This is a genomic window from Roseomonas chloroacetimidivorans (assembly GCF_049629625.1).
Classification (GTDB): Bacteria; Pseudomonadota; Alphaproteobacteria; order Acetobacterales; family Acetobacteraceae; genus Roseomonas; species Roseomonas chloroacetimidivorans.
Map to the genome: position 1 here is coordinate 1 of NZ_JBNBZS010000087.1, position 20,822 is coordinate 20,822.

General features: G+C 66.3%; 20 protein-coding genes. 2 read left to right on the plus strand and 18 right to left on the minus strand.

Annotated features, from left to right (window positions below; genetic code table 11):
- The first annotated feature begins 537 nt into the window (after positions 1-537).
- Positions 538-1,548 (plus strand): IS110 family RNA-guided transposase, encoded by a 1,011-nt coding sequence (locus ACO1BU_RS30670; RefSeq protein ID WP_424139753.1) that lies wholly within the window; start codon positions 538-540, stop codon positions 1,546-1,548.
- Positions 1,549-2,209: 661 nt separating this feature from the next.
- On the opposite strand, the gene ACO1BU_RS30675 is transcribed toward ACO1BU_RS30670, so the two are convergent.
- From ACO1BU_RS30675 to ACO1BU_RS30740, 14 genes are all read right to left on the minus strand, one after another.
- A complete protein-coding gene (locus ACO1BU_RS30675; RefSeq protein WP_424139754.1) occupies positions 2,210-3,178 on the minus strand; it encodes a Bug family tripartite tricarboxylate transporter substrate binding protein in 969 nt (322 codons plus the stop codon).
- Positions 3,179-3,224: 46 nt separating this feature from the next.
- Positions 3,225-3,842 (minus strand): 3-isopropylmalate dehydratase small subunit, encoded by a 618-nt coding sequence (leuD, locus tag ACO1BU_RS30680; protein ID WP_424139755.1) that lies wholly within the window; start codon positions 3,840-3,842, stop codon positions 3,225-3,227.
- Between the two features lie 9 nt (positions 3,843-3,851).
- Positions 3,852-5,255, minus strand: coding sequence for a 3-isopropylmalate dehydratase large subunit (gene leuC, locus ACO1BU_RS30685; RefSeq protein WP_424139756.1), 1,404 nt, complete (start codon positions 5,253-5,255; stop codon positions 3,852-3,854).
- A 127-nt stretch (positions 5,256-5,382) separates the two neighbouring features.
- On the minus strand, positions 5,383-6,129 hold the full coding sequence (locus ACO1BU_RS30690; RefSeq protein WP_424139757.1) for an SDR family NAD(P)-dependent oxidoreductase: 747 nt from the start codon (positions 6,127-6,129) through the stop codon (positions 5,383-5,385).
- Position 6,130: 1 nt separating this feature from the next.
- Positions 6,131-7,153, minus strand: coding sequence for an alpha/beta hydrolase (locus ACO1BU_RS30695; RefSeq protein ID WP_424139758.1), 1,023 nt, complete (start codon positions 7,151-7,153; stop codon positions 6,131-6,133).
- Between the two features lie 19 nt (positions 7,154-7,172).
- Positions 7,173-8,633, minus strand: a complete 1,461-nt coding sequence (locus ACO1BU_RS30700; RefSeq protein WP_424139759.1) for a flavin-containing monooxygenase — start codon at positions 8,631-8,633, stop codon at positions 7,173-7,175.
- A gap of 119 nt (positions 8,634-8,752) precedes the next feature.
- Positions 8,753-9,643 carry an isocitrate lyase/PEP mutase family protein gene (locus ACO1BU_RS30705; protein ID WP_424139760.1) on the minus strand — a complete coding sequence of 297 codons (891 nt, stop codon included), beginning with the start codon at positions 9,641-9,643 and terminating at the stop codon, positions 8,753-8,755.
- Between the two features lie 67 nt (positions 9,644-9,710).
- On the minus strand, positions 9,711-10,907 hold the full coding sequence (locus tag ACO1BU_RS30710) for an iron-containing alcohol dehydrogenase (protein WP_424139761.1): 1,197 nt from the start codon (positions 10,905-10,907) through the stop codon (positions 9,711-9,713).
- 550 nt (positions 10,908-11,457) lie between these two features.
- Positions 11,458-12,519, minus strand: a complete 1,062-nt coding sequence (locus ACO1BU_RS30715; RefSeq protein ID WP_424139762.1) for a Bug family tripartite tricarboxylate transporter substrate binding protein — start codon at positions 12,517-12,519, stop codon at positions 11,458-11,460.
- Between the two features lie 81 nt (positions 12,520-12,600).
- Positions 12,601-13,518: an isocitrate lyase/PEP mutase family protein gene (locus tag ACO1BU_RS30720; protein ID WP_424139763.1), complete on the minus strand. Its 918-nt coding sequence runs from the start codon at positions 13,516-13,518 to the stop codon at positions 12,601-12,603.
- 43 nt (positions 13,519-13,561) lie between these two features.
- The gene (locus ACO1BU_RS30725) at positions 13,562-14,752 is read right to left on the minus strand and encodes an NAD(P)/FAD-dependent oxidoreductase (protein ID WP_424139764.1); all 1,191 of its coding nucleotides are present in this window, start codon (positions 14,750-14,752) and stop codon (positions 13,562-13,564) included.
- Entirely contained in the window at positions 14,749-15,063 is a 315-nt protein-coding gene (locus ACO1BU_RS30730) for a 2Fe-2S iron-sulfur cluster-binding protein (RefSeq protein ID WP_424139765.1), read from the minus strand. The genes ACO1BU_RS30725 and ACO1BU_RS30730 overlap by 4 nt, the downstream gene beginning before the upstream one ends.
- Positions 15,064-15,075: 12 nt before the next feature.
- Positions 15,076-15,459, minus strand: coding sequence for a Rieske (2Fe-2S) protein (locus tag ACO1BU_RS30735; RefSeq protein ID WP_424139766.1), 384 nt, complete (start codon positions 15,457-15,459; stop codon positions 15,076-15,078).
- A 9-nt stretch (positions 15,460-15,468) separates the two neighbouring features.
- Entirely contained in the window at positions 15,469-16,587 is a 1,119-nt protein-coding gene (locus ACO1BU_RS30740) for an amidohydrolase family protein (RefSeq protein ID WP_424139767.1), read from the minus strand.
- Positions 16,588-16,682: 95 nt separating this feature from the next.
- Here ACO1BU_RS30740 and ACO1BU_RS30745 point away from each other — a divergent pair, with 95 nt between their 5' ends.
- Complete coding sequence (locus tag ACO1BU_RS30745) at positions 16,683-17,630, plus strand: LysR family transcriptional regulator (protein WP_424139768.1); 948 nt, start codon at positions 16,683-16,685, stop codon at positions 17,628-17,630.
- A gap of 176 nt (positions 17,631-17,806) precedes the next feature.
- On the opposite strand, the gene ACO1BU_RS30750 is transcribed toward ACO1BU_RS30745, so the two are convergent.
- The 4 genes from ACO1BU_RS30750 to ACO1BU_RS30765 form a co-directional block, all read right to left on the minus strand.
- Positions 17,807-18,187, minus strand: coding sequence for a hypothetical protein (locus ACO1BU_RS30750; protein ID WP_424139769.1), 381 nt, complete (start codon positions 18,185-18,187; stop codon positions 17,807-17,809).
- Between the two features lie 60 nt (positions 18,188-18,247).
- Positions 18,248-18,745, minus strand: coding sequence for a DDE-type integrase/transposase/recombinase (locus ACO1BU_RS30755; protein WP_424139770.1), 498 nt, complete (start codon positions 18,743-18,745; stop codon positions 18,248-18,250).
- Between the two features lie 362 nt (positions 18,746-19,107).
- On the minus strand, positions 19,108-20,133 hold the full coding sequence (locus ACO1BU_RS30760) for an IS110 family RNA-guided transposase (RefSeq protein WP_424139771.1): 1,026 nt from the start codon (positions 20,131-20,133) through the stop codon (positions 19,108-19,110).
- A gap of 94 nt (positions 20,134-20,227) precedes the next feature.
- Complete coding sequence (locus tag ACO1BU_RS30765) at positions 20,228-20,578, minus strand: hypothetical protein (RefSeq protein WP_424139772.1); 351 nt, start codon at positions 20,576-20,578, stop codon at positions 20,228-20,230.
- Between the last annotated feature and the right edge of the window lie 244 nt (positions 20,579-20,822).

Genomic DNA, 20,822 nt, shown 5'->3' on the forward strand with positions numbered 1-20,822 from the left:
TCGCCGTCTCCGACGAACAGATGGCTTCCCTCAACATCGCCCGGCACGACTTCCATGGCGAATGGAACTACACCATCCGCCCCCGCAACAACTCAGATGAAGCGGTTATCGCCTGACAAGCCCTAAGCGGCTACTTGCATGACGGCTCTCCTCCGGGGCGGCCCGCGGAGCGGCCGGGAGAGCGGGCGTGCCTGGAGGTGCGGCGCCCGTCTGCAGAAGCAGCTGACAGGCCCTGTCCCAGCGCCGCTGCGCCGCCGCATGGCCCACCGTCCGCCGGCGGACCGTCCACTGCTGCCACTTCATGACCAACTCCGAAAGGACGAGATCCTCTCGGAACGGCGCCAACGGGCTCGGGCAGCGCTCGGTCACCCACTGTCCACCCCCGGGGCTGCGGCAGGACCAACCAGCCTCGTCGGATCAGGCAGAATTTGCCTTTTGCGAACAGACCATCTTCGCTGTATCCAAGCCGATCATGGTAACGCCCATCCCCGACCGTCCTTCCGGTTTATTTCCAATGACCCAGATTTTTGTTCATCGATGCCTGGGGCCGTCCACCCCATCTGCAGCGTGGTGGGGCTGGATGGGGCTGGTCGGGTGGCGCTTCGACGGCGGCTGCACCGGGACGGGGTGGTCAAGCTGGCGGCGGGGCTGCCGGGCTGCGTGGTGGCGATGGAGGCCTGCTGCGGGGCGCACCACCTGGGCCGAAGGCTGCGCGAGGCGGGGCACGAGGTGCGGCTGATGTCGCCCGAATACGTGCGGCCCTATGTGAAGTCGCAGAAGAACGACGAGCGGGACGCGGAGGCGATCGCCGAGGCGGCGACCCGGCCGACCATGCGCTTCGTCGAACTCAAGAGCGAGACGCAGCTCGACATGCAGAGCCTGCACCGAGCCCGCGACCGGCTGGTGGGCGAGCGGACAGCGTTGATCAACCAGCTGCGCGCCATTCTGCTCGAGCGCGGCATCACGGTGCCCCAGGGACGGCGCAAGCTGGAGGTCTACCTTGAGGCCCTGCTGGCCGAGGAGCAGATCCCGCTCAGTCCGCGGACGCGGCTGCTGGTCGAAGACCAGCGGGCGGAGTGGCGCGAGCTGGACCGGCGCATCGAGGCTTTCGACGACGAGTTCGCGGCCGAGGCCCGGACAAACGAAGCCGCCCGGCTGCTGACCACTATCCCCGGCATTGGGCCGCTGAACGCGACCGCCCTGGTCGCGGCGATCGGGCGGGCGGAGACCTTCGGGCGAGGACGAGACCTGGCCGCCTGGCTCGGGCTGGTGCCGAGGCAGGTGACCACGGGTGGCAAGCCAAAGCTGTTGGGGATCAGCAAGCGAGGGAACGTCTACCTGCGCAAGATGCTGATCCACGGCGCACGGGCGGCACTCAAAATGATGTCCAAGACGGACACAGCGCTGGGTCAATGGCTGCGCGGCCTGCTGCAGCGGGCGCACAAGAACACCGTCGTGGTGGCGCTCGCGGCCAAGCTGGCCCGGATCATCTGCGCGGTACTGCGCAGCGGACAGAAGTTCGAGATGAAGGCTGCGACGGTGTCGTAGCCCCAAGGATCAGCTGTTCGCGCTCACCCGGCGCGCACGGCTGGATGAGGTCTGCGGGTGGTGGAAGCGAGATGGCCTGACAGTCGACCGGTGTTCTGGAACCCTGTGCCGTTCAATGGCGCTCAACGCCGATGTGCCTTAAGAGGACCAGAATGCGCGGCTCTCCATCTTGGCCGGGGCATTGCCCCGAGACCGGATACGTTGACGTAGACTGATCAGACTGCTCGCAAAAAGCACTTGCAGACGGGGCGGGCCATACGTTGAACGGCAAGCTGGGCACCCCTGAATGTCGGGGACACGCCCCGCCACCATCCTACCCCTGGCCGTTCTCCGTCCGTATCCGTGCACCACACTCGGGGAAGGTCACTGTGGCGGTTCGCGATCCAAGGACTGGTTCCGGAGGGCGCCACCGCCAGAGCCGCCTGACAGGTCTATAGATTCACCGGGGCCTGCTCCGCCGACTGGCCCCGGGGGATCGAGGTGATGGTCACCGAATGAGACCACGGGCGCCTCGCGCTCCGCCGCACAGAGTGGCATGACACGTCAGCCGGCGTGTGAAGGCATCTCTGGCGCGAGCGCTGACATAACTGCAGTCTTGAAGTGGGCTTTCGAACCATGTGGAGAGCCCTCCCCGAGCGGGTGAGCGCGTGCGCCCTGCCGCTCAGTTCATGGACATGCCTGTCGCGCGGACGATCCGGCGCGCGGCCTCCCGGTCACGCTGTATCAGCGCGGCGAAGGCGCTCTGATCCGACTGCACGACGTCGGAGCCGGTCCCCTCGATCTGGCGCTGCACATCCGGGTTGGCCAGCGCAGACTGTGCCGCTCCGGTGAAGCGCGCGAGCACGGACTGGGGCGTCCGGGCGGGCGCGAAGAAGCCCGTCCATGCCGTCATCTCATAGCCCGGGACGGTCTCGGCGATGGTGGGGATGTCGGGCAGGATCGCCTGGCGCTGGGCCACCGTGCTGCCGATGAGCCGCGCGCCCCGATCCACGGCCGGGCGGAAGCTGGAAAAGGAGATGATGCCCGCGTCGATCCTCTCCCCCGCAAGCTCCCGCGCCACGTCGGAGCCGCCGCGGAACGGCACGTGCTCAAGCTTGATATCTGCCCTCATCTGGAGGAGCTCGGCCATGAAGTGGGCAGTGTGGGCCACGCCGGGCGTGCCGTAGGTGACCTCGCCGGGCCGGCGCTTCGCCTCGGCGATGAAGCCGGCCATGTCCTTCGCCGGGAAGCCGGGACGGATGCCAAGAATGTAGGGCTGCGACATCACCTGCACGACCGGGACAAAGGCGGTTGCGTAATCCACGGGCAGGTCGTTCCGGACTTCCGGCAGCGTGGCGACGGTCGGACCCTCGAACAGCATTGTGTAGCCGTCCGCCGGCGCTTGCGCGACCACCTGGGCGGCGATGGCGCCCGAAGCGCCGGTACGATTCTCGATGACGACCGGCTGGCCGAGATAGTCCGCCATGCGCGGTTGCAGGATGCGCGCGATGACGTCCGCGATACCGCCCGCGCTGTAGGGCACCACCACGCGCACCGGGCGATCCGGCCAGCTTCCCTGGGCCCTAACTCGCGGCGCGGCGATGACCGACAGGGTGGAGGCGAGAGCGCTGCGACGGGTGATGATGGTCACGGTTGCCGATTCCTTGTTCGTTGTTCGACCGCCAGGAAACAGGCTCTCAGGCCCCAGGAGCCCAGATCCAGGAACGGGCCACGCGGTCGCGGGCCTGGAAGGCGGCAATCTGGTCCAAACGGCGCATCGTCAACCCGATGTCGTCGAGGCCGAGGAGCATCGCCTCACGGCGGAGCTGCTCGATCTCGAAGGGCATCGCCTCGCCGTGCGGCGCGGTCACGACCTGCCGCTCCAAATCCACCGTGACGCGCGCGTTGCCGCCGGTGCACTGAGCCGCCAGTCCGTCCACCTGCTCGGGCGGCAGCACCACAGGCAGAACGCCGTTCTGGAAGCAGTTGTTATAGAAGATGTCGCCGAAGCTCGGCGCGATGACGCAGCGCACGCCGTAGTACTTCAGGGCCCAGACCGCGCCCTCGCGCGAGGAGCCGCAGCCGAAGTTCGCGCCGGCCAGCAGGATAGGGGCGTGCCTGAACGGCTCCTGGTTCAGCACAAAGCCAGGGTCCTCGCTGCCGTCCTCGCGGAAGCGCAGGGCCTCCAGCGCCCAGGGGCCCATCTGCTCCGGCGTGGCGCCCGTCATGCGCTCGATGCGGATGATCACGTCGGTGTCGATGTTCGCACGCATCAGCGGGGCGGCGACGCCGGAGAGGGTGGTGAAGTGGTCCATTCGGGGTCCTTACAGCAAGCGCACGTCGGCGATCGTGCCAGTGACCGCCGCGGCGGCGGCCATAGCGGGGCTGGCGAGATGGGTTCGCGCCCCCGGCCCCTGCCGCCCCACGAAGTTGCGGTTGGTGGTGGAGACAGAGCGGGCGCCCGGCGGCACGCGCTCGCCGTTTGCGGCGACGCACATGCTGCAGCCGGGCTCGCGCCAGGCGAAGCCGGCCTCGTGGAACAGGCGGTCGAGGCCCTCCGCCTCGGCCTCGCGCTTCACCCGCTCGGAGCCCGGGACGACCCAGGCGGTGACGCCCTGCGCGACGTGCCGGCCACGGATGACCGCCGCCGCGTCCCGGAGGTCGGAGAGGCGGCCGTTGGTGCAGGAGCCAATGAAGACCCAGTTCACCGGGGTTCCGGCGATGGGTTGGCCGGGCTTCAGGCCCATGTAGTTCAGGGCCGCGTGGCGGGCCGCCCGGCGATCGGGGTCCGGGTCGGCGTCCGGGTCGGGGATCGCGGCGTCGATGCCGATCGCGTGCTCGGGGCTGGTGCCCCAGGTCACGGTCGGCGGGACAACGGCCGCGTCAACCAGCTCGTCCCGGTCGAACGCCGCGTCGGGGTCGGTCGGCAGGCGGCGCCAGGCCTGCACCGCCGCGTCTAAGGAGGCGCCCTTGGGGGCGTAGCGGCGGCCTTCGAGGTAGGCGTAGGTCGTGTCGTCCGGCGCGACCATGCCCACTTTCGCGCCCATCTCGTTAGAGAGGTTACAGAGCGTCATGCGCTGCTCCATCGACATCGCCCGCACGGCTTCGCCGGCATACTCGATGGCATAGCCGGTGCCGGAGCTTGCGCCGAACCGGCCGATGATATGCAGGATAAGGTCCTTCGGCCCCACGCCCTGACCAAGGCGCCCCTCGACGCGGATCCGCATGCGCTTCGGCCGTCGCTGCCGCAACGTCTGCGTGGCCAGTGCATGGGTCAGCTCCGAGGAGCCGACGCCGAACGCCAGGGCGCCGAGCGCGCCGTTGGTGCAGGTGTGGCTGTCGCCGCAAATGAGCGTGACGCCGGGCAGAACGATGCCGAGCTCCGGGCCCATCACGTGGACGATGCCCTGACCCTCCTGACCCAGCCCGAAGAAGGGGATGCCGGATTGCGCCGCGTGATCCCGCAGGCTGTCGTGCAGCGCCGCGCCCGGCGCGAAGCTGGCCGCCGTGCGCCCGGGTACGCTGGAAACGGCGTGGTCCGGCGTGGCGAAGGCGAGGGCAGGGTTGAGGACGGGCAGGCCGCGCCCAGCCAGCTCCTCCAGCGCGCTGGCGCCCGAGAGGTCGTGCAGGAGGTGACGGTCGATCTGGAGGAGGGACCATCCCTCTCCCAAATCCGCCACCTCGTGCATCTCCCAGATCTTGTCGAAAAGTGTCCTTCCGCTCTCCATCTCTCCCTCCCGCTCGTAGCCTCTGTCCTGGTGTGCATGTGGTCTCGCCGGGTCTCAGAGCCAATTATAGGCGGGTCCATCCGCGGCCGACGGCGGAAACCTGCGCGGTCACCTGCTACGTGCACGCTCAGGACATATAGAGACCGCCATTTACCTGGATGACCTCGCCGTTCACGAAGCTCGCCGCTTCGCTGCACAGGAAGCCTATGACGCTGGCGATCTCCTCCGGACGCCCGAAGCGGCCGAGAGGCGTCTGCCCCAGAAGCTGCGTGCCTACCGTCTGCCGAAGCTTCTGCGTCATGGACGTGTCGATGATGCCCGGGGAGACCGCGTTCACCCTCGTCTGCGGGGCGAGTTCCTGGGCCAGGCTGCGCGTGAGGCTCAGCACCGCCCCTTTCGTCGCGGCGTAATGGGCGTGGCCGCGGCTGCCGCGATGCGCGGCGATGGAGGCGAGGGTGACAATGGCGCTTCCCTTGCGCAGGGCGCCGATTGCCGCCCGGCAGAGATAGAAGACTCCGTCCAAGTTGACCGACATCACCCGGCGCCAATCGTCGTCCCGCATCCCGCCGAGATCCTGCTCGGGATAAATCCCGGCCCCGGGCACGAGGAAATCGAGCCCGCCGAAGCGACTTTGGCAAAGGGCGACGGCCTCGGCCGCATCCTGCGCCGAGGCGGCATCGAAGCCCGCCGGGACGACGCGCCCGTCCTCCGGCCCTAGCTCGGCAGTGAGCCGGTCCAGCGCTACTTTGTCCCGGTCCGCCAGGACGAGGTTGGCGCCCGCGCGGTGGAAGAGTTGCGCGGTAGCCCGGCCGATGCCGCCGGCGGCCCCGCTCAGGAGCAGGGTCCGGCCGGCGAATTCATGAGACGAGAACACGTCAGCCGCCCTCGCCGGTGCGGGCGGCGAGGGAGTCAGCGTGCGGGCTCTCGTCGAGATGCTCTTTGAGGAACGCCGCAGCCCGCGAGAGAAGCCTGGCGCCGGTCTTGATCCTGCCGGCCGAGGTGAAGATACCGTGGGCGTGGGCGGGCCTGTGATGATGCTCCACCAAGCCTCCGGAATGGGCCGCCGTTGTCGCATAGTCGATGCCCTCATCCGAGAGAGGATCGAGGCCGCAAGTCACGATGAACATGGGGGCCAGACACCGCTCCAGCGCCAGCAGCGGCGAGAGGCGGGGGTCGTGAAGGTCCTCCTTTCCGGCGAGATAGTGGCTGCGGAACCAGTCCATCGATCCAGCCGTCAGGGGGAAGCCTGAGCTCAGCCGCCGGTAGGAGGCCGTTTCTCCCCGCAGATCCGTCACGGGGTAGAAAAGGGCCTGGACTTTCAGGTTGCTCCCCTTCGGCTGCAGGGGCGGGGAATTGGCCAGCACCGCCGCCAAGTTTCCCCCGGCGCTGTCTCCAACCACCGCCATACGTCTGGGGTCTACTCGGAGTTCCCGGGAGTGCACGGCGATCCAGGCAAGCGCGTCGCGGCAGTCGCATAGAGGGATCGGAAACTTGAACTCCGGTGGCCGGCGATAATCAACCGCAAAGACCGCTGCGCCGGAGCCGTTGCACAACGCGCGGCAGACGGGGTCGTGCGTGTCGAGGTCGCCGAGCACCCACCCACCACCATGAATGAACAGGACGAGCGGCAGCATGGCGTCGCGGGACATGCCAGCCGGGCGGTACTCGCGCAGCGAGACCGTCCCGCCGTCGCTGGTCCGGCAGAGGTGGTCCGCGACGTGACTGAGGATCTCGGACCGGAGGCCGTTCACGCGGCAGGAGTTGCGGTAGTTCTGCCGCGAAACATTGACCGGAACGTTCTGGAAGGAGATCTCCCCGTTCTCCCGGAATGCCCGGATCAGGCATGCGGCGTCCTCAGCCACGTCGGACAGGGGAACCTTCAGCGGATCGTCTTTCATCACCACGACTCCGGGCACTTCAGAACCAGTCGAAATCGGCCGGACGCCATTGGGTCACGGCACGATACTGGTCCACGGTACCGGACCAGTTGTTGATGACCTTGCCCTCCGAGTTCTTGTACCAGCTCGAGCAGCCTGAGGAGAAAGCGGAGTTCGACATGTCGGCCTGCAGCTTGCCGTTGAACGCCTCGAAGACCGGCACCCTGGCGCTTATGGCTCCTCGGAGCGCCGACACCTCCTCAATCGCGGTAATGATGTAGTTCTGCTGGATCTCCAGCATTGTGATAATGGAGTTGTGGTTGAGATTCGTGTTTGGCCCGTAGATCATGAAGAGGTTGGGGAAGTTCGGGACGGTGATGCCCAGATACGCCTCGGCCCCATCCCGCCAAGCGTGCGAGAGCGTCTGCCCGCCCAGTCCCTCGACCACCAAGTCACCGTGGAAGGCCTGGGACGCGAAACCTGTGCCGAAGATCACCACGTCGAAGGGGTGCTTCGCCCCGTCCTCCGTGACGATCCCGTCCTCATATAAGCCGGCGATGCGGCGGGTTTCCAGCGTGACGTTATCTCGGCAGAGGGCGGGGAAGTAGTCGTCTGAGCGCAGGATGCGCTTGCAGGCGAACTCGTAGTCCGGCGTCAGCTTCGCCCGAAGGTCCGGGTCCGGCACATGCTTTTCCAGGTGCTCCTTCGCAATGCGCATGCCTTCTGCCTGATCCGCCGTGCCCACCCGTGTTCGCTGGAAGCCAGCCTCCCGAAAATCGTGGAGGCGCTTACGGGACTCGTCGAACAACCTCGGATCGACTTCGAAGGCCTCGAGCAGCTCGGGCGTGAACAGGACTTGGTTACGCGGCATAATCCAGTTCGGGGAGCGCTGAAATACCGTGAGGTGCGCGACCAACGGGGCGATCTCCGGCACGTACTGAACCGCTGAAGCGGCATTGCCAACGGAAGCGACGCGCTTGCCCTTCAGCTCCACTGAATGGTCCCATTCGGCGGAGTGGAACATCTTGCCGTGGAACCGGTCCAGGCCCTCGAAGGCCGGGACCGAAGGCTTGTTTAATTGCCCCCAGGCCGTGACGAAGAACTGGGCCGTGTAACGCTTGCCGCCACCCACCTCCAGACGCCACAGCTTTGCCGCGCCGTCCCAGCGAGCGGCGAGGACTTCACTGTCGAAGCGGATATGCGGCTGAAGGCTAAAGGCCTCGGTCATGCTCTGCAGGTAGTCCAGCAGCTCGGCGCGCCCGGCATACATGCGGGAGACGCGGAGATGGGGGAAGAAGCTGTAGCAGTAGAGATGCGCCTCCGTGTCACAGGCGGCACCGGGATAACTGTTCTCACGCCACACTCCGCCGATCCCGGCGGATCGCTCGAGGATCAGGAAGTCTCTGTCGCCACGGCGGGCGAACTGAGCACCAATGCCGAGGCCGCCGAAGCCGGCGCCGAGTATGAGCGTGCGGACGTGCTCAACGGGGGTTGCGTTCATGCGTCTAAGCCTCTGTTACGCCCGCCAATGCAGGCGCCTGGACTGATGGGTATGGTCTTTCGCCGAGAGTTCGCCATGTATCCACGACGTCCCTGCCAGCTGGGATGTGCTTGCCAAATTCAGCGGACGTCCTCGCGCACGGGCTGCCGTCCGTAGCGCTTCTCTAAGGCGTGCACTGCGGGGAAGCCCATGAGCGTGTTCATCTCGGAGAACGGCAGCATGGGCGCTGCGCTCCCTGTACCGATCCCCGATGCCTTAATGTGCCCGTACACCGTCTGCAGCGCCTGCGCTGCGGTCAGCAGGGCGCTGCCCGGATAGAGCGCGATCTTAAACCCCATCCGCCCCAGCTCCTCGGCATGGAGGTAGAGCGTGCGCCCGCCCTCGACCATGTTGGCAAGCAGCGTGGCCCCGCGGAAGGTCTCCGCGACGCGGCGAAGCTCCTCTAGGCTCTCCGGGCTCTCGATGAAGAGGACGTCGGCTCCGGCCTCCAGGAATCGCTCCCCACGGCGCAACGCCGCGTCCATTCCCTCAGAGTATCGGGCGTCGGTGCGAGCGACGATGAGGAAATCCTTGCTGGGCCGGGCGTCCACCGCAACGCGGATCTTGTCCACCGCGTCGTCTTCGGGGATCACGCGGCGGTACTCAGTGTGCCCGCACTTCTTCGGGAACTCCTGGTCCTCCAGCTGGATCGCTGCGGCGCCTGCGGCGGCATAGCCGTGCACGGTGCGCTCCACGTTCAGAAGGCCGCCATAGCCGGTGTCGCCGTCGGCGATGAACGGAACTCGGACCGCACCGGCGATGCAGCGCACCCGGTCCAGCATCTCCGTGAAGGTCGCGACGCCCGCATCGGCGAGGCCGAGCGCCGAGGCGACGACGCCATAGCCCGTCATGTAGAGGGCGCCGAAGCCCACGTGGTCGGCCATGCGGGCCGAGATTCCGTCATACACGCCCGGGATGGCCAGGCATCCTTCTCGCCGAAGCAGCGCGGCCAGCGAAGTCGTCTCGTTCATGTCACGCTCCCTTCATCGATTGTCGTCTTGGACCCGGTCGTACCCACTCCCGCATGTGGCGCGGAAGTCAGAACGCCTCCTGGTAGAGGGTGAGGGCGTCCCACTCCGTCAACTCCGCGGGGTTGTTGACCAGCAGGCGGGTCTGCTTCATCGCGTCGGCTGCAAGCACGGGTAGGCTGTCCTCCCGCACTCCGACATCTCGCAGCCGGCGCGGCGCGCCGGAGTCGTCGATCAGGCCCTGCATGTGTTCGACGAAGGCAGCCGACCGTCCCTGCATGCCCTCGTCCCTCCCGCCGAGCAGGAGATCTGCAAGCTCGGCATAGAGTGGCGCCGCGGCCGTCATGTTGAAGCGCAGCACCGGTGCCAGCATGAGCGCGTTGGAAAGCCCGTGGGGAACATGGAAGTGCCCACCAAGCGGATAGGCTAGGGCATGCACCGCGCCGACAGGTGAATTCGAGAAGGCTTGGCCCGCCAAGTTCGCACCCAGCAGCATCGCCTCGCGCGCCGCCCGGTCAGTGCCGTTCTGGCAGGCCGGGATAAGGTTGGCGGAAAGCAGCCGGAGCGCCTCGCGCGCGAAGACATCCGACAACGGGTTCTTTTTATACTTCCCGGTGTAGGCCTCGACCGCGTGCACCATGGCGTCAATTCCCGTGGCCGCCGTGTGGAGCGGCGGCAGCCCGCATGTCAGCTCAGCGTCCAAAACCACTCGGTCCGCGTGGAGCTGCTGCGAGACCACGCCCATCTTCGTCGTATCGCCGGTCGTCAATATGGTGATGTTAGTGGCCTCCGAGCCGGTCCCGGCGGTCGTCGGCATCTGGACCAGCGGCAGTCGGCGGCCCCTGACCTTTCCAATTCCGTAGAGTTCCGAGAGTTCCTGCGCTGAGGGGACGAGCACCGCTGCAAGCTTCGCGACGTCCATCGAGGAGCCGCCGCCCAGCCCGAGCATGATATCTATCCCGGCAGTCTTCCCAACCCCAACGCAGGCGAGCAGCACGGATTCCGGCGGATCGGCCACGACGTCATCGAACACGGTCACCGAGAAGCCCGCGGCCTCCAGCGACGCTTTCGCCGGCTCCAGCACGCCCGTCCCGTGCAGTCCTTTGTCCGTGACAATCAGGAGGTTTCGCTGCTCGAACCAGCCGGCGAGCAGCTCGCCCAGGCGGCGGGATGTGCTCCATTCCATGTGCATCGAAGGGACGGCATCGAAGGTGAACGGCTTACCGGCTTGCCCGCTCATCGTCATCTCGGTCTCACGTTGCCTCACCAAATGGTCTCCACGCCGCAGCTCTCGCCGGGCAGTGTGCGCTCACCGCGCGCCCAGGTCCGGTGCATTCTGGTCCAGGGCGCTACGGGGCTCGTGGAAGCAATCTCTGCGCGGCGTCATAAAATCTCCACGCCCCCATCCCACGTGCGCTGTACAAAGCGCTCCGGTCGCTCGATCACGCTGTCGTTCCTTTTCGCAATCATGCGCCTGTGAGTGGCCGGTGCTCGGACTCGCCGAGCTGCCGCCGGGGCTCCATGCACCTTCTTCAAATAACTCTGCGCTCACGCAGTCCGCCAGTTCATTACTAGACCCGTTAAGCAGAACCCTAGGATATATCGGTGTGTCGCCCGAATTGTGGTGGCGCGAGCTCCCCAATTCCATGCGTATGAAGCTGACCGCGTCGAAGCCAACGGGCTTTATACCATCAGGACTGCGGCCTCCTCCGATCCATGCGTCAGCGGCAAGGACGTTCCCTCGATCCGGCGGGTGGCGCGGCACAGTAGGACGGTCCGCGGCCGCTGCACTATGGCAGGTCCGGCCACGCACCGGACTACTGGGCACGCGGAAGCAGCCCGCGCTCAGCCGCACGGCCGATCTCCGCGTTCTCGCGCCGGGTGCGCTCTGCGAATCGCTCCGGCCCTTCGACTACGCCGTAATTTCCCATATCCAGCAATCGCTCGCGCATGGCGGGCATGGACACTGCCCGCGTGACGGCCTCGTGGATCCGGGCGGAGATAGCTGCAGGAAGCCTGGCTGGCCCGTAGAGGCCGACCCATCCGAGCATCTCGTAGTCCGGATAACCCATCTCGCTGATCGCTGGCACCTCGGAGAGCGCGGGGAGCCGGTCTTTCCCGGACTGGGCGAGGATGCGGAGCAACCCGCCCTTCATCTGACTTAAGGCGCTTTCTGGGCTTGCCCAGCCAGTGTGCAGACTACCGGTTATCATGTCCGTGATCATGGGAGCCGCGCCACGATAGGGAACTTCGGTCATCGTCACCCCCGCGGCCCGCGCCAGCCACGCCCCGGCATAGCTGCTGTTCGAAACGGTCGTCCCGTAGGTTAAATGGCCGGGATTGGCGTGCGCGTACTCAATCATTTCGTGGAAGTCCTGGAACGGCGCTTTGCTGCTGGCGATGAGCACCAGCGGATAGCTGACGATCATCGAAATGGCCGTGAAATCGGTCACCGGATCGATCGCCACGTTTGGCATCATGTGGCGATTGTAGACATGACCGGCGGTGACCGAGACAAGCGTGTAGCCATCCGGCTCCGACCGCGCGACCAGTTCGGAGCCGATGACGCCATTAGCACCCGGGCGGTTCTCCACGACAACTGGTTGGCCCAGCGTCTGCCGCATTGCTTCCGCGAAGAGCCTCGTGACAATGTCTGTGCCACCGCCCGGCGCGTAGGGGACGACTATGCGTATGGGACGATTGGGCCAGCGCTCCTGTGCGTGGCCAGCCCGTGGCATCGCCAGGGAGAGGCCGGCGGCAGCGAGAACCGTGCGGCGCGTTGGACACGATTGCAGAATCCCGTCGCTGACCTCCGGCGCCTGGGCCGCTGGCTCACCAGACCTACCGGCGTCGCTTATCTTCGCGGGCCAAATCATCATTTCCCTCCCTTTGGTTGGCTTAACTCTGTCGTAATGGCGTAATGGCCACGACCGTACTGGTGGGCTAGCGCCGGCCGGGTCTCATTCGGCGGCGGCGCCCTTCTTCCGCGGCCAAGCCTCGCCGGGCCGGATGTAGCGGGTGCGGCGGACATCCCACTCCGCCGCTCCCACGCGGCCGAAGATGGCGGTGGGCTGCATGTCTGCCAGGGAGGGCGGGTAGAGCACGCCGCCTCGGACCACCGCGAGGACCTCATCGCAAGCCTTGATCGTCGTGCTCAGGAGCAAGCCGGGCAGAATGGCGATGTTGTATCCGGCCTGACAGATCTCCGCGGCCGTCATAGGTGGCGTCTTTCCGCCGTAAACAATGTTGAGCAGGCAGGGCGCTCCAACGTCGGACGGCGCCGAGAGCACCTCCTCCTTCGTCTGCAGAGCCTCCACGAAGGCCATGTCGGCGCCGGCGTCAATGGCGGCCCGAGCGCGGGCGATGGCATCTTGGTAGCCTGTCACGGCCCGCGCGTCGGTACGGGCGATGATCAGGAAGTCGGGATCAGTGCGCGCATCAACGGCGGCTCGGATCTTGGCCTGGTAGGCTTCAACCGGGATAACCTCCTTACCCTCCAGGTGTCCGCAGCGCTTCGGTGCCTCTTGGTCCTCAATGTGCAGTCCCGCCGCCCCCGCCCGCTCGAACTCCCTCACCGTCCGGAATACGTTCAACTCGTTGCCGTAACCGGCGTCGCCATCCACGATCAGCGGGACAGAAATCGAGCTCGCCATTCGAGAGACGTTTGCGGCCATCTCGGTCATAGTCAGCAGGCCGTAGTCTGGAAAGCCAGCAGTGGCCGAGGTTCCCGCGCCGGTCATGTAGACGCATTCGAATCCGGCCTGCTCGGCCAAGCGCGCCGTGATGCATTCGAATGCGCCGGGTGCGATCAGCGGCTCAGGTTGGCGCAGCCGAGCCCTCAATCGCGCAGGCAGAGTGGCGTGCAAACTCGTGGTCATGGCTATGCTCCAGGTGTTGGGTTGGCAAGCGCTGGGCGGCCAATCAGCGTCGCCAGGCTTCAAGGACTCGGTCCCTGGTCACGTAGGAGCCCGGCACGAGCATCCGCCGCGCCTTCACATGGTCCGCGGGCCGGTTGACCGACTCCGCGCCGATCAGCACGCCGTTGCGGAAGCAGTAAACCGAGAAGGCCTCGGGCCCGCCCTGGATCACCGTCTCCTCCGCATCCGCCGTCAGCCCTGCGATCTGCAGCCGCTCGCCCTGGTCCGACCAGAACCAGGGCACGGCCTCATAGGGCTGAGGCTTGCCGAGGATGTCGGCCGCGGCGCAGCGAGCCTGGTCCACGGCGTTCTGCACAGATTCCAGCCGCGTCAGTCCGCCGCCATGGGCGCTGGGAAAGCGCGCGCAATCCCCGATCGCGTGGATCCGCGGGTCGGAGGTGCGGAGCGCGTGGTCCACGATGATGCCCCGATCCACGGCCAGCCCTGCGGCCTCGGCGATCTCCGTGTTCGGCACCACCCCCACCGCCACCACGACGAGGTCGGCCGAGATGTCTTGGCCTTCGGTGGTGGTCACGCCCTCCGCCCGCGTGTCGCCCAGGATGGTGGAGATCGTCTGGCCGAGTTCCACGGTCACGCCGCGGGAGCGGTGGTACTCCAGGAAGTGGCGGGACACAGCGGGACTGACGGCGCGGCCCATCAGCCGCTCCCCGGCCTCGATCACCGTCACCTCCGCTCCCCTGGCGCGGGCAGAGGAGGCAACCTCTAGCCCCAGAAAGCCACCGCCGATGATCACCACGCGGCGCGAGCGGGCCAGCGCGGCTCGCAGGGCAAGCCCGTCCTCCGCTCCACGCAGGGCGACAACGTTCTTCAGCCCAGCACCCGGCAGCGCCAGCGGACGGTTCCGCGCGCCGGTGGCGAGGACAAGGCGGTCGTAGCTCAACCAGCCGCCCGGCTCCGTCAGCACGCGGGCCGCCTCGCGATCAATCCGCAACGCGCGGGTGGCGAGGCGGAGCGCAATGCTGTGCCTCTCGAAGAAGGAGGGCGGGCGGAAGCTCAGGCTCTCCGGCCCATCCTCGCCCTTGAGGAAGATCTTGGAGAGGGGCGGACGCTGGTAGGGCGGATCCGCCTCCTCGCCGACGAGGGTGATGGGATCCGCGTATCCGCCCTCACGCAACGAGGTGGCGAGTTGGAAGCCGGCCTGCCCGGCACCGAGGACGACGACGCCCCCGCTCACAACTGCGTCTCCGGCAGGCGCACCTCAAGCCCGTCAAGCTCCCGCGAGATGAAGACCTGGCAGCCCAGGCGGCTGCAGGGTTCGCGCGGCACGGCGGTGGCTTCCAGCATCTCGTCCTCGATCGGGGTGACCGGCGGCACTCGCGGGTCGTCCACGAAGACGTGGCAGGTGGCGCAGGCCGCAGCGCCGCCGCACTCGGCCACGATGCCCTCCACGTCGTTCGCCAGCGCCGCGCGCATCACGCTCTCACCGTCCTGCGCAATGACGGGGTAGCGGGATCCGTCAGCCTTGATAAAGATGATCTCGGGCAAGCTCGCCTCCGTTCAGACCGTGACGAAAACCTGGCCGTCCTCGACCGCAACGGGGTAGAGGCGCAACCGCGTCGTCCCGGTCTCGTACATCTCCCGCCCGCTCTTCAGGTCGTACTCGAAGCCGTGCCAGGGGCAGACAAGGACCTCCTGCGCGCCGTCGTAGTCCAGCTTGCCCGGTTCGCTCGGCGGCCAGGTGCCGCCGATGATACCGCGACAGATCGGCGCGCCCTTATGCGGGCACCAGTTCCGCATCGCTCGCAGCTCCCCATCGCGGAGCCGGACGACGCCGATCTCCTGTTCGCCGGCACGCACCATCACCATCTTCCCCACCGGGAAGTCCGCCGGCGCGCCCACCGCGTGACGCGGCTTTTGCCGGGCTTGCACACCTGTTTCCACGGTCCCCTCCTATCGTGGCAGGCGAAGCACGTTGCGCGCGTTGGTCCGCATGATGCGGTCCCGGTCCTCCTGCGGCAGCAGGCGGAAGGACTGCATGGGCATGTCGTTGTCCCAGTGCGGGTAGTCCGTGCTGAAGCAGAGGTTGCGGACGCCCACCATGGCGATCAGCCGTTCCAGATCGCGCGGATCGCGCGGCTCCTCAATCGGCTGCGTCGTGAACCACACATGCTCGTTCACGTAGTCAATCGGCGATTTCTTCACCCACGGGACCTCGTGCCGCAGTCCGCGCCATAGGCGGTCCATCCTTAGCAGGGCTGGAATTGGCCAGACGAATCCGTATTCCACGAAGAGTACCCGCAAACGAGGGAAGCGCTCGAACAGCCCATTCATGATCATGCTGTTCAGGTTCGATTCCGCATGCTGCGATAGGGTAACGTAGCGCTCGATGTAGGTGTCTGGCAGGCCGGCGGCCGGCATGGGTGCCCCGGCGAAGACACCCTCGGCGCCTGTGACGTGCAGGAGGATGGGCAAGTCCATCTCCTGCGCGGCCTCGAAGATCGGCCACCAGTAACGATTGCCAAAGAGGATCGGCAAGGCAGGTACCGCCACAGCCGTGACTTGGCGATGCCCGCCCACGCGGCGGATCTCAGCGGCCGCAGCGGCCGGATCCTGGGAGGGCACGACCGGAGCGTAGGTGAGGCGGTCATCGACGGGAAGCCAGCGGTCAATGTAGTACTCGTTGCAAGCACTGGCGATGACGATGCTCTCGTCCGCGGAGGACAGGACGGCACACCAAGCCCCAGACTGAAGGCTGTTCAGCACGACAGTGCTGATGTTCTGAGCCTCAATAAGGTCTTTAATGAGGAAATGCGGATCAGTGCCGCCGAGGCCGCCCTGATCTGTCGCTGCGTCCTGCCGTACAACCCGGCCGTTGGGGTGGGCATAGCGCATGGTGAGCCCGGCTGCGGCATGGGCCGCCTCCTTGCGCCGAAAGCGCTCTACCCAGGGCTCCGGCATATAGGGGTACAGCCCAGAAAGGCCCTCGGCGAGCATCGGGTGGACGTCGCAATCGATGATCCCGTTCGTCTGGGACGCGGTCGACGCCTGAGTAAGCTGCGAAATTTGCATCGGGCGTGACCTCCCGCCGTGTTCAGGTGTGGCGTCCGGCTAGGCAAGCGCCATTCGTGTTGAATTTCAAAGGCAATCTTTGTATCGATTGATCGATGCTGAAGATCAATCTCTCTCCGTCTGACCTGGAGGCCTTTCTCCACGTTGCCGAGACGGGCAGCTTCCGAGGAAGCGCTGAGCTACTAGGCCTGTCTCAATCCGCGGTTTCCTCGCGGATTCTTCACCTCGAATCCACGCTAGGAATGCGGCTCTTCGACCGGACGACACGGCGGGTGACCATCACGGCAGCGGGCGCCCGCCTGTATGCGCGCGTGGAACAGGTGTTTCGCGAACTCCGGCATGTCGTGCAGGAGCTTGATGACGAGGCCAATCTGCGACGGGGGCGTGTCACTGTCGGCGCATCCCTCTCGATTGCGACCAGCTTCCTCCCAGAAGCCATCTCGCGCTTTCGCAAGCGATGGCCGGCAATGGAACTCGTCCTTTACGACGACCTCTATGGGCGCGATCTGGAACGCCTGATGCGGGGAGACCTCGACCTGGCCGTTGTACCGTTCGTGGGGGCCGATCCCAACTTCGCATTCGAGCCGCTGCTAACAGATATCTTCCTGGCTGCTGTTTCCTCGAAGCACCCGTTAGCAAAGCAGGAAGCTGTCACGCTGGCCCAGCTTGCGGAGGAGCCATTGATCACCATGCCACCAGAGTCCGCGGCGTGGTCCACGTTTCGTCACGCCTTCGCCAATGCGGGGATAGAGTTCAAACCGAGCTTCCAGATCCGCAACACCTTCACGACCCTGGCGATGGTGCGGGCCGGAATAGGCGTGGGTTTCGCGACCAGGCTGATGGCGGCCTCGATCGGAGGTGCCGGCATCAAACTCCTACCGGTCAATGATACACTACTCAGCCGGGAGGTCGGCATTGTCACGGTCAAAGGGCGGAGCACGCTGCCGGGAAGTCGGGCACTGATCGAGATCCTGCGCCAGTTCAAGAAACGGCGAGAACCACGGTCAGAACTCCTTAACCGAGATGATGAGGCTCGACGTTAGGCCGACTGATTTTCGTTGTCCGAGAGGGCGGGCCCAGCATAGCCGGCGGCCTGTGCCACCGCCTCGGGTGTCAGCGCGTCGTCGGCAGACGCCGCACTGCCAGTGGAAGCACAATTCGCGAAGCGCCGTTCCCGGGCGCGCCCCGTGACGCAGAGCAGGTGTCCGCCGTCTTACGATTACCCACATCTTCGGCGTGATCCGATGGAGATGCCGAGGGCGATTTCATGGAGGCGGGTCATACCGCGCCGGACGACCATGTTGCCGGGAGGCGGATCATTCTTGCGGGCGAGGTAGCCGCCAAGCATGGCGATTTGCAGCAGGTAGGCGGCGAGTGTAGGCTGCTTGAAGCGTGGTGGCGTTCGTGACGCCTCGATCCGATCGATCGCACTTATCTCGGCAGCGGTGAGAACGCTGTCGGGCGCTGCATCTGGCTTGGCACGCGCCGACATGGTGACGAAGAATATGCGCCAGCTGACCACCGCGATGAGGGCGAGGAACTTCGCCAGCCGCTCGGCTGTTTCGAGCCTCGCCTCCTCAGCACGGCAGCCAGATTTCATGATCTGGTTCTGTCAGCGCTCGCGCCAAGCTTGACGACGCGAGGTGACGGCTGGTTCCGGTTACGCCGCTTCGAGAATGGCGAGTACAGTGGTCGCACGACGGAGGAGAAGCAGCCGACGGCGGTTGGCGGGGATAGACTGGTTGTGGCGGGTGCGGAAGCGGAGAAAGTTCCGGAGCTCGTCGTAGCTTCGACAGAAGCGCTCGGCAGAGCCGATGCTCTTGAAGCCGCGCATACATCGTATGCGGCCTTTCACGCCCCGGTGGTCTTGCTCCAGTCCTTTGTTCCTGAAGGCGTTGGTTCGGTGTACGACCCGGCGGCCGAGCATCGAGCGGATCGCCCGTGGGTAGGAGCCGTGCCCGTCCGTGGTGACGCGCTCGGGCGTGACGCCGGTGGCAGCTTTGGCTGAGCGGAAGAAGGCCTGGGCGGCCGCCATGTCGCGGTGTTCGCTCAACATGGTGTCGACAAGGTTGCCGTCGCGGTCGATGGCCCGGTACAGATACGCCCAGCGACCACAAACCCGCAAATATGTCTTCTCTATCCCGGCCGTGCCGGTCAAGGCGCTTTTATCTCATCCGAGTAGCTCCTCATCCGAGTAGCTCCTCATCCGAGTAGCTCCTCCCTCTCATCCGAGTAGCTCCTCCCTCTGCGATGCTCGCCTGCTCTGCGATGCTCGCCTGCTGCATTCCATGCGTGGCTTGCCCTCTCGTTGCCTGCCTTCGTCGTGACGTGGTCCCTGAGGTGACGGTCTTCTCTACGTGCTCAGCGCCATCGGCCGGCACAGGATGGGGTCGGTCAGGTGGCCCGGAGCGATCTCATCGGCGGTCTCTCACCGAGGTGGGACCAAACCTACGTGCGCTCTCGGGCCAGCCCGTCCCTCACGGGACCTGCCACAGCGTGGCAGGGCAGCCGGGCCGCCGCTCAGGCGGCCTCGGCCTGCTTCGTCCAGCGGAAGGGCTCGCCCGACCGCCACATCGCATGCATTGTCACGGCCAGCCGGCGAGCCAGGGCCACTTTGGCGCGTCGTGCACCTCGGGCCTTGGCCAGGCGCATGGCCCAGGCCTTGAGGGCGGACCACCGGCCGCGGGTCATCATCGCGTTCGCGGCCACATAGAGCAGCCTGCGCATGCCCTGGTCGCCCATCTTGCTGATCCGCCCGGCGATGTTGACCTCGCCGGAGCTGTATTGCCGGGGCGTGAGGCCGAAATGCGCTCCAACGGTTCGCGACCGCCGGAAGCGCGCGGGATCATCAACGCAGGCCTTGAAGGACAGCGCGGTATGCGCGCCCACGCCCGGGATCGTCATCAGCAGGCGGCACACAGAATCCTGCTGGGCCGTCATGATGATCTGCCGGTCCAGGACAAGGATCTGGCGTATGATCGTGGCACGCGCCTCCAGCAGGGGGCGGATGATCGGATGCAAAGCATCGCAACCGCCAATCCGCTCCAGGACATCTTCGGCAAAGCGGCTCCCGCGGGTTGGAAACTGGATCCCCTCGAGCCGCAGCAGGCCACGGATCGTGTTCTCCAGGGCAACCCTCTGGCTGTGCAGCGTTCCACGGGCCGTCAGCAGCATGCCCCGGCGTTGGCTCTCCTGTGACTTGATCCAGACCTCGCGATAGGTCCTCACGCGCATCAGCTCGGCGATGCCTCGGGCATCATTGCGGTCGTTCTTGTTCCGGAACCCCGCCTGCAGGGCGGCTGCCGCATGCCGGGCATCGATACACACGGCAGGGTGTCCGAGCCTGCGCAGCTCCAGGCAGAGCCAGGACGACGTCCCTCCGGACTCCAGGCCGATGCGCTCGCAGCCGAGCTCATTCTCCTCAAGAAAGCGGCTGATCACCTCCGGATCCGTGGCCAGCCTGGCCTCCCTGACCACCCGTCCATCGCCGTCCACAACACAAAGCGCGGTCTGCTTCAGAGATACGTCCAGTCCGCAATAGAGCATGGCACCGTCCTCCAGAGCTGGGGCATGAAGCTGGCAGGCTACCGCCAGCCTTCCCAAACCAGGCACTCCGCTCCGCCCAAACAAGGGCTGGCGGCTACGCCAGGCCGGGATACCCCATCTCATCGACATGCCACTGCCGGCCGCGAGTGCCGCCTTTGCCGTGCCGGCGCCGGCGGAGTTCATGGGCCAGCACCGGCGCGAGCTTCGCCTCCCACTCACGCACAGTTTCATGGCTGAACACGATGCCGCGCTGGAGGAACATCTCGGGCAAGTCGCGCAGAGTCAGGCGGTAGCGCAGCCGCCACAGCACCACGAGGGCGATAACGTCGGATGGGTACTGAGCGTGGTTCAGCAGCCCGCCGGTGCGCTCGTTGTATTGCTTGCCGCAGCCACGGCAGCGAAACCGGCGGTAGCCCAGGGCGGTACGCTCTGGCCGCTCTGTCACTGCGGCAGAACCACAGGCCACACACTCCATCGCCACTTCCCGCTCCGCTGGCCATGGAGCCTACCAGCTCCGCCCGGCCGGCCGAACGACCCTACTGGCGCGAGCCCTGACAAAACCCGTCGGCGGAGCCGAGGGCCAGGTCGGTGGCGAGCTTCCACTCAAGCCGGGCGCGACCCACCGGCTCGCTCGTCTCACGGGCATGGAGAATGGTGAGGTCGAGTGCGGGGTAGCGCTTCTGCTTGCC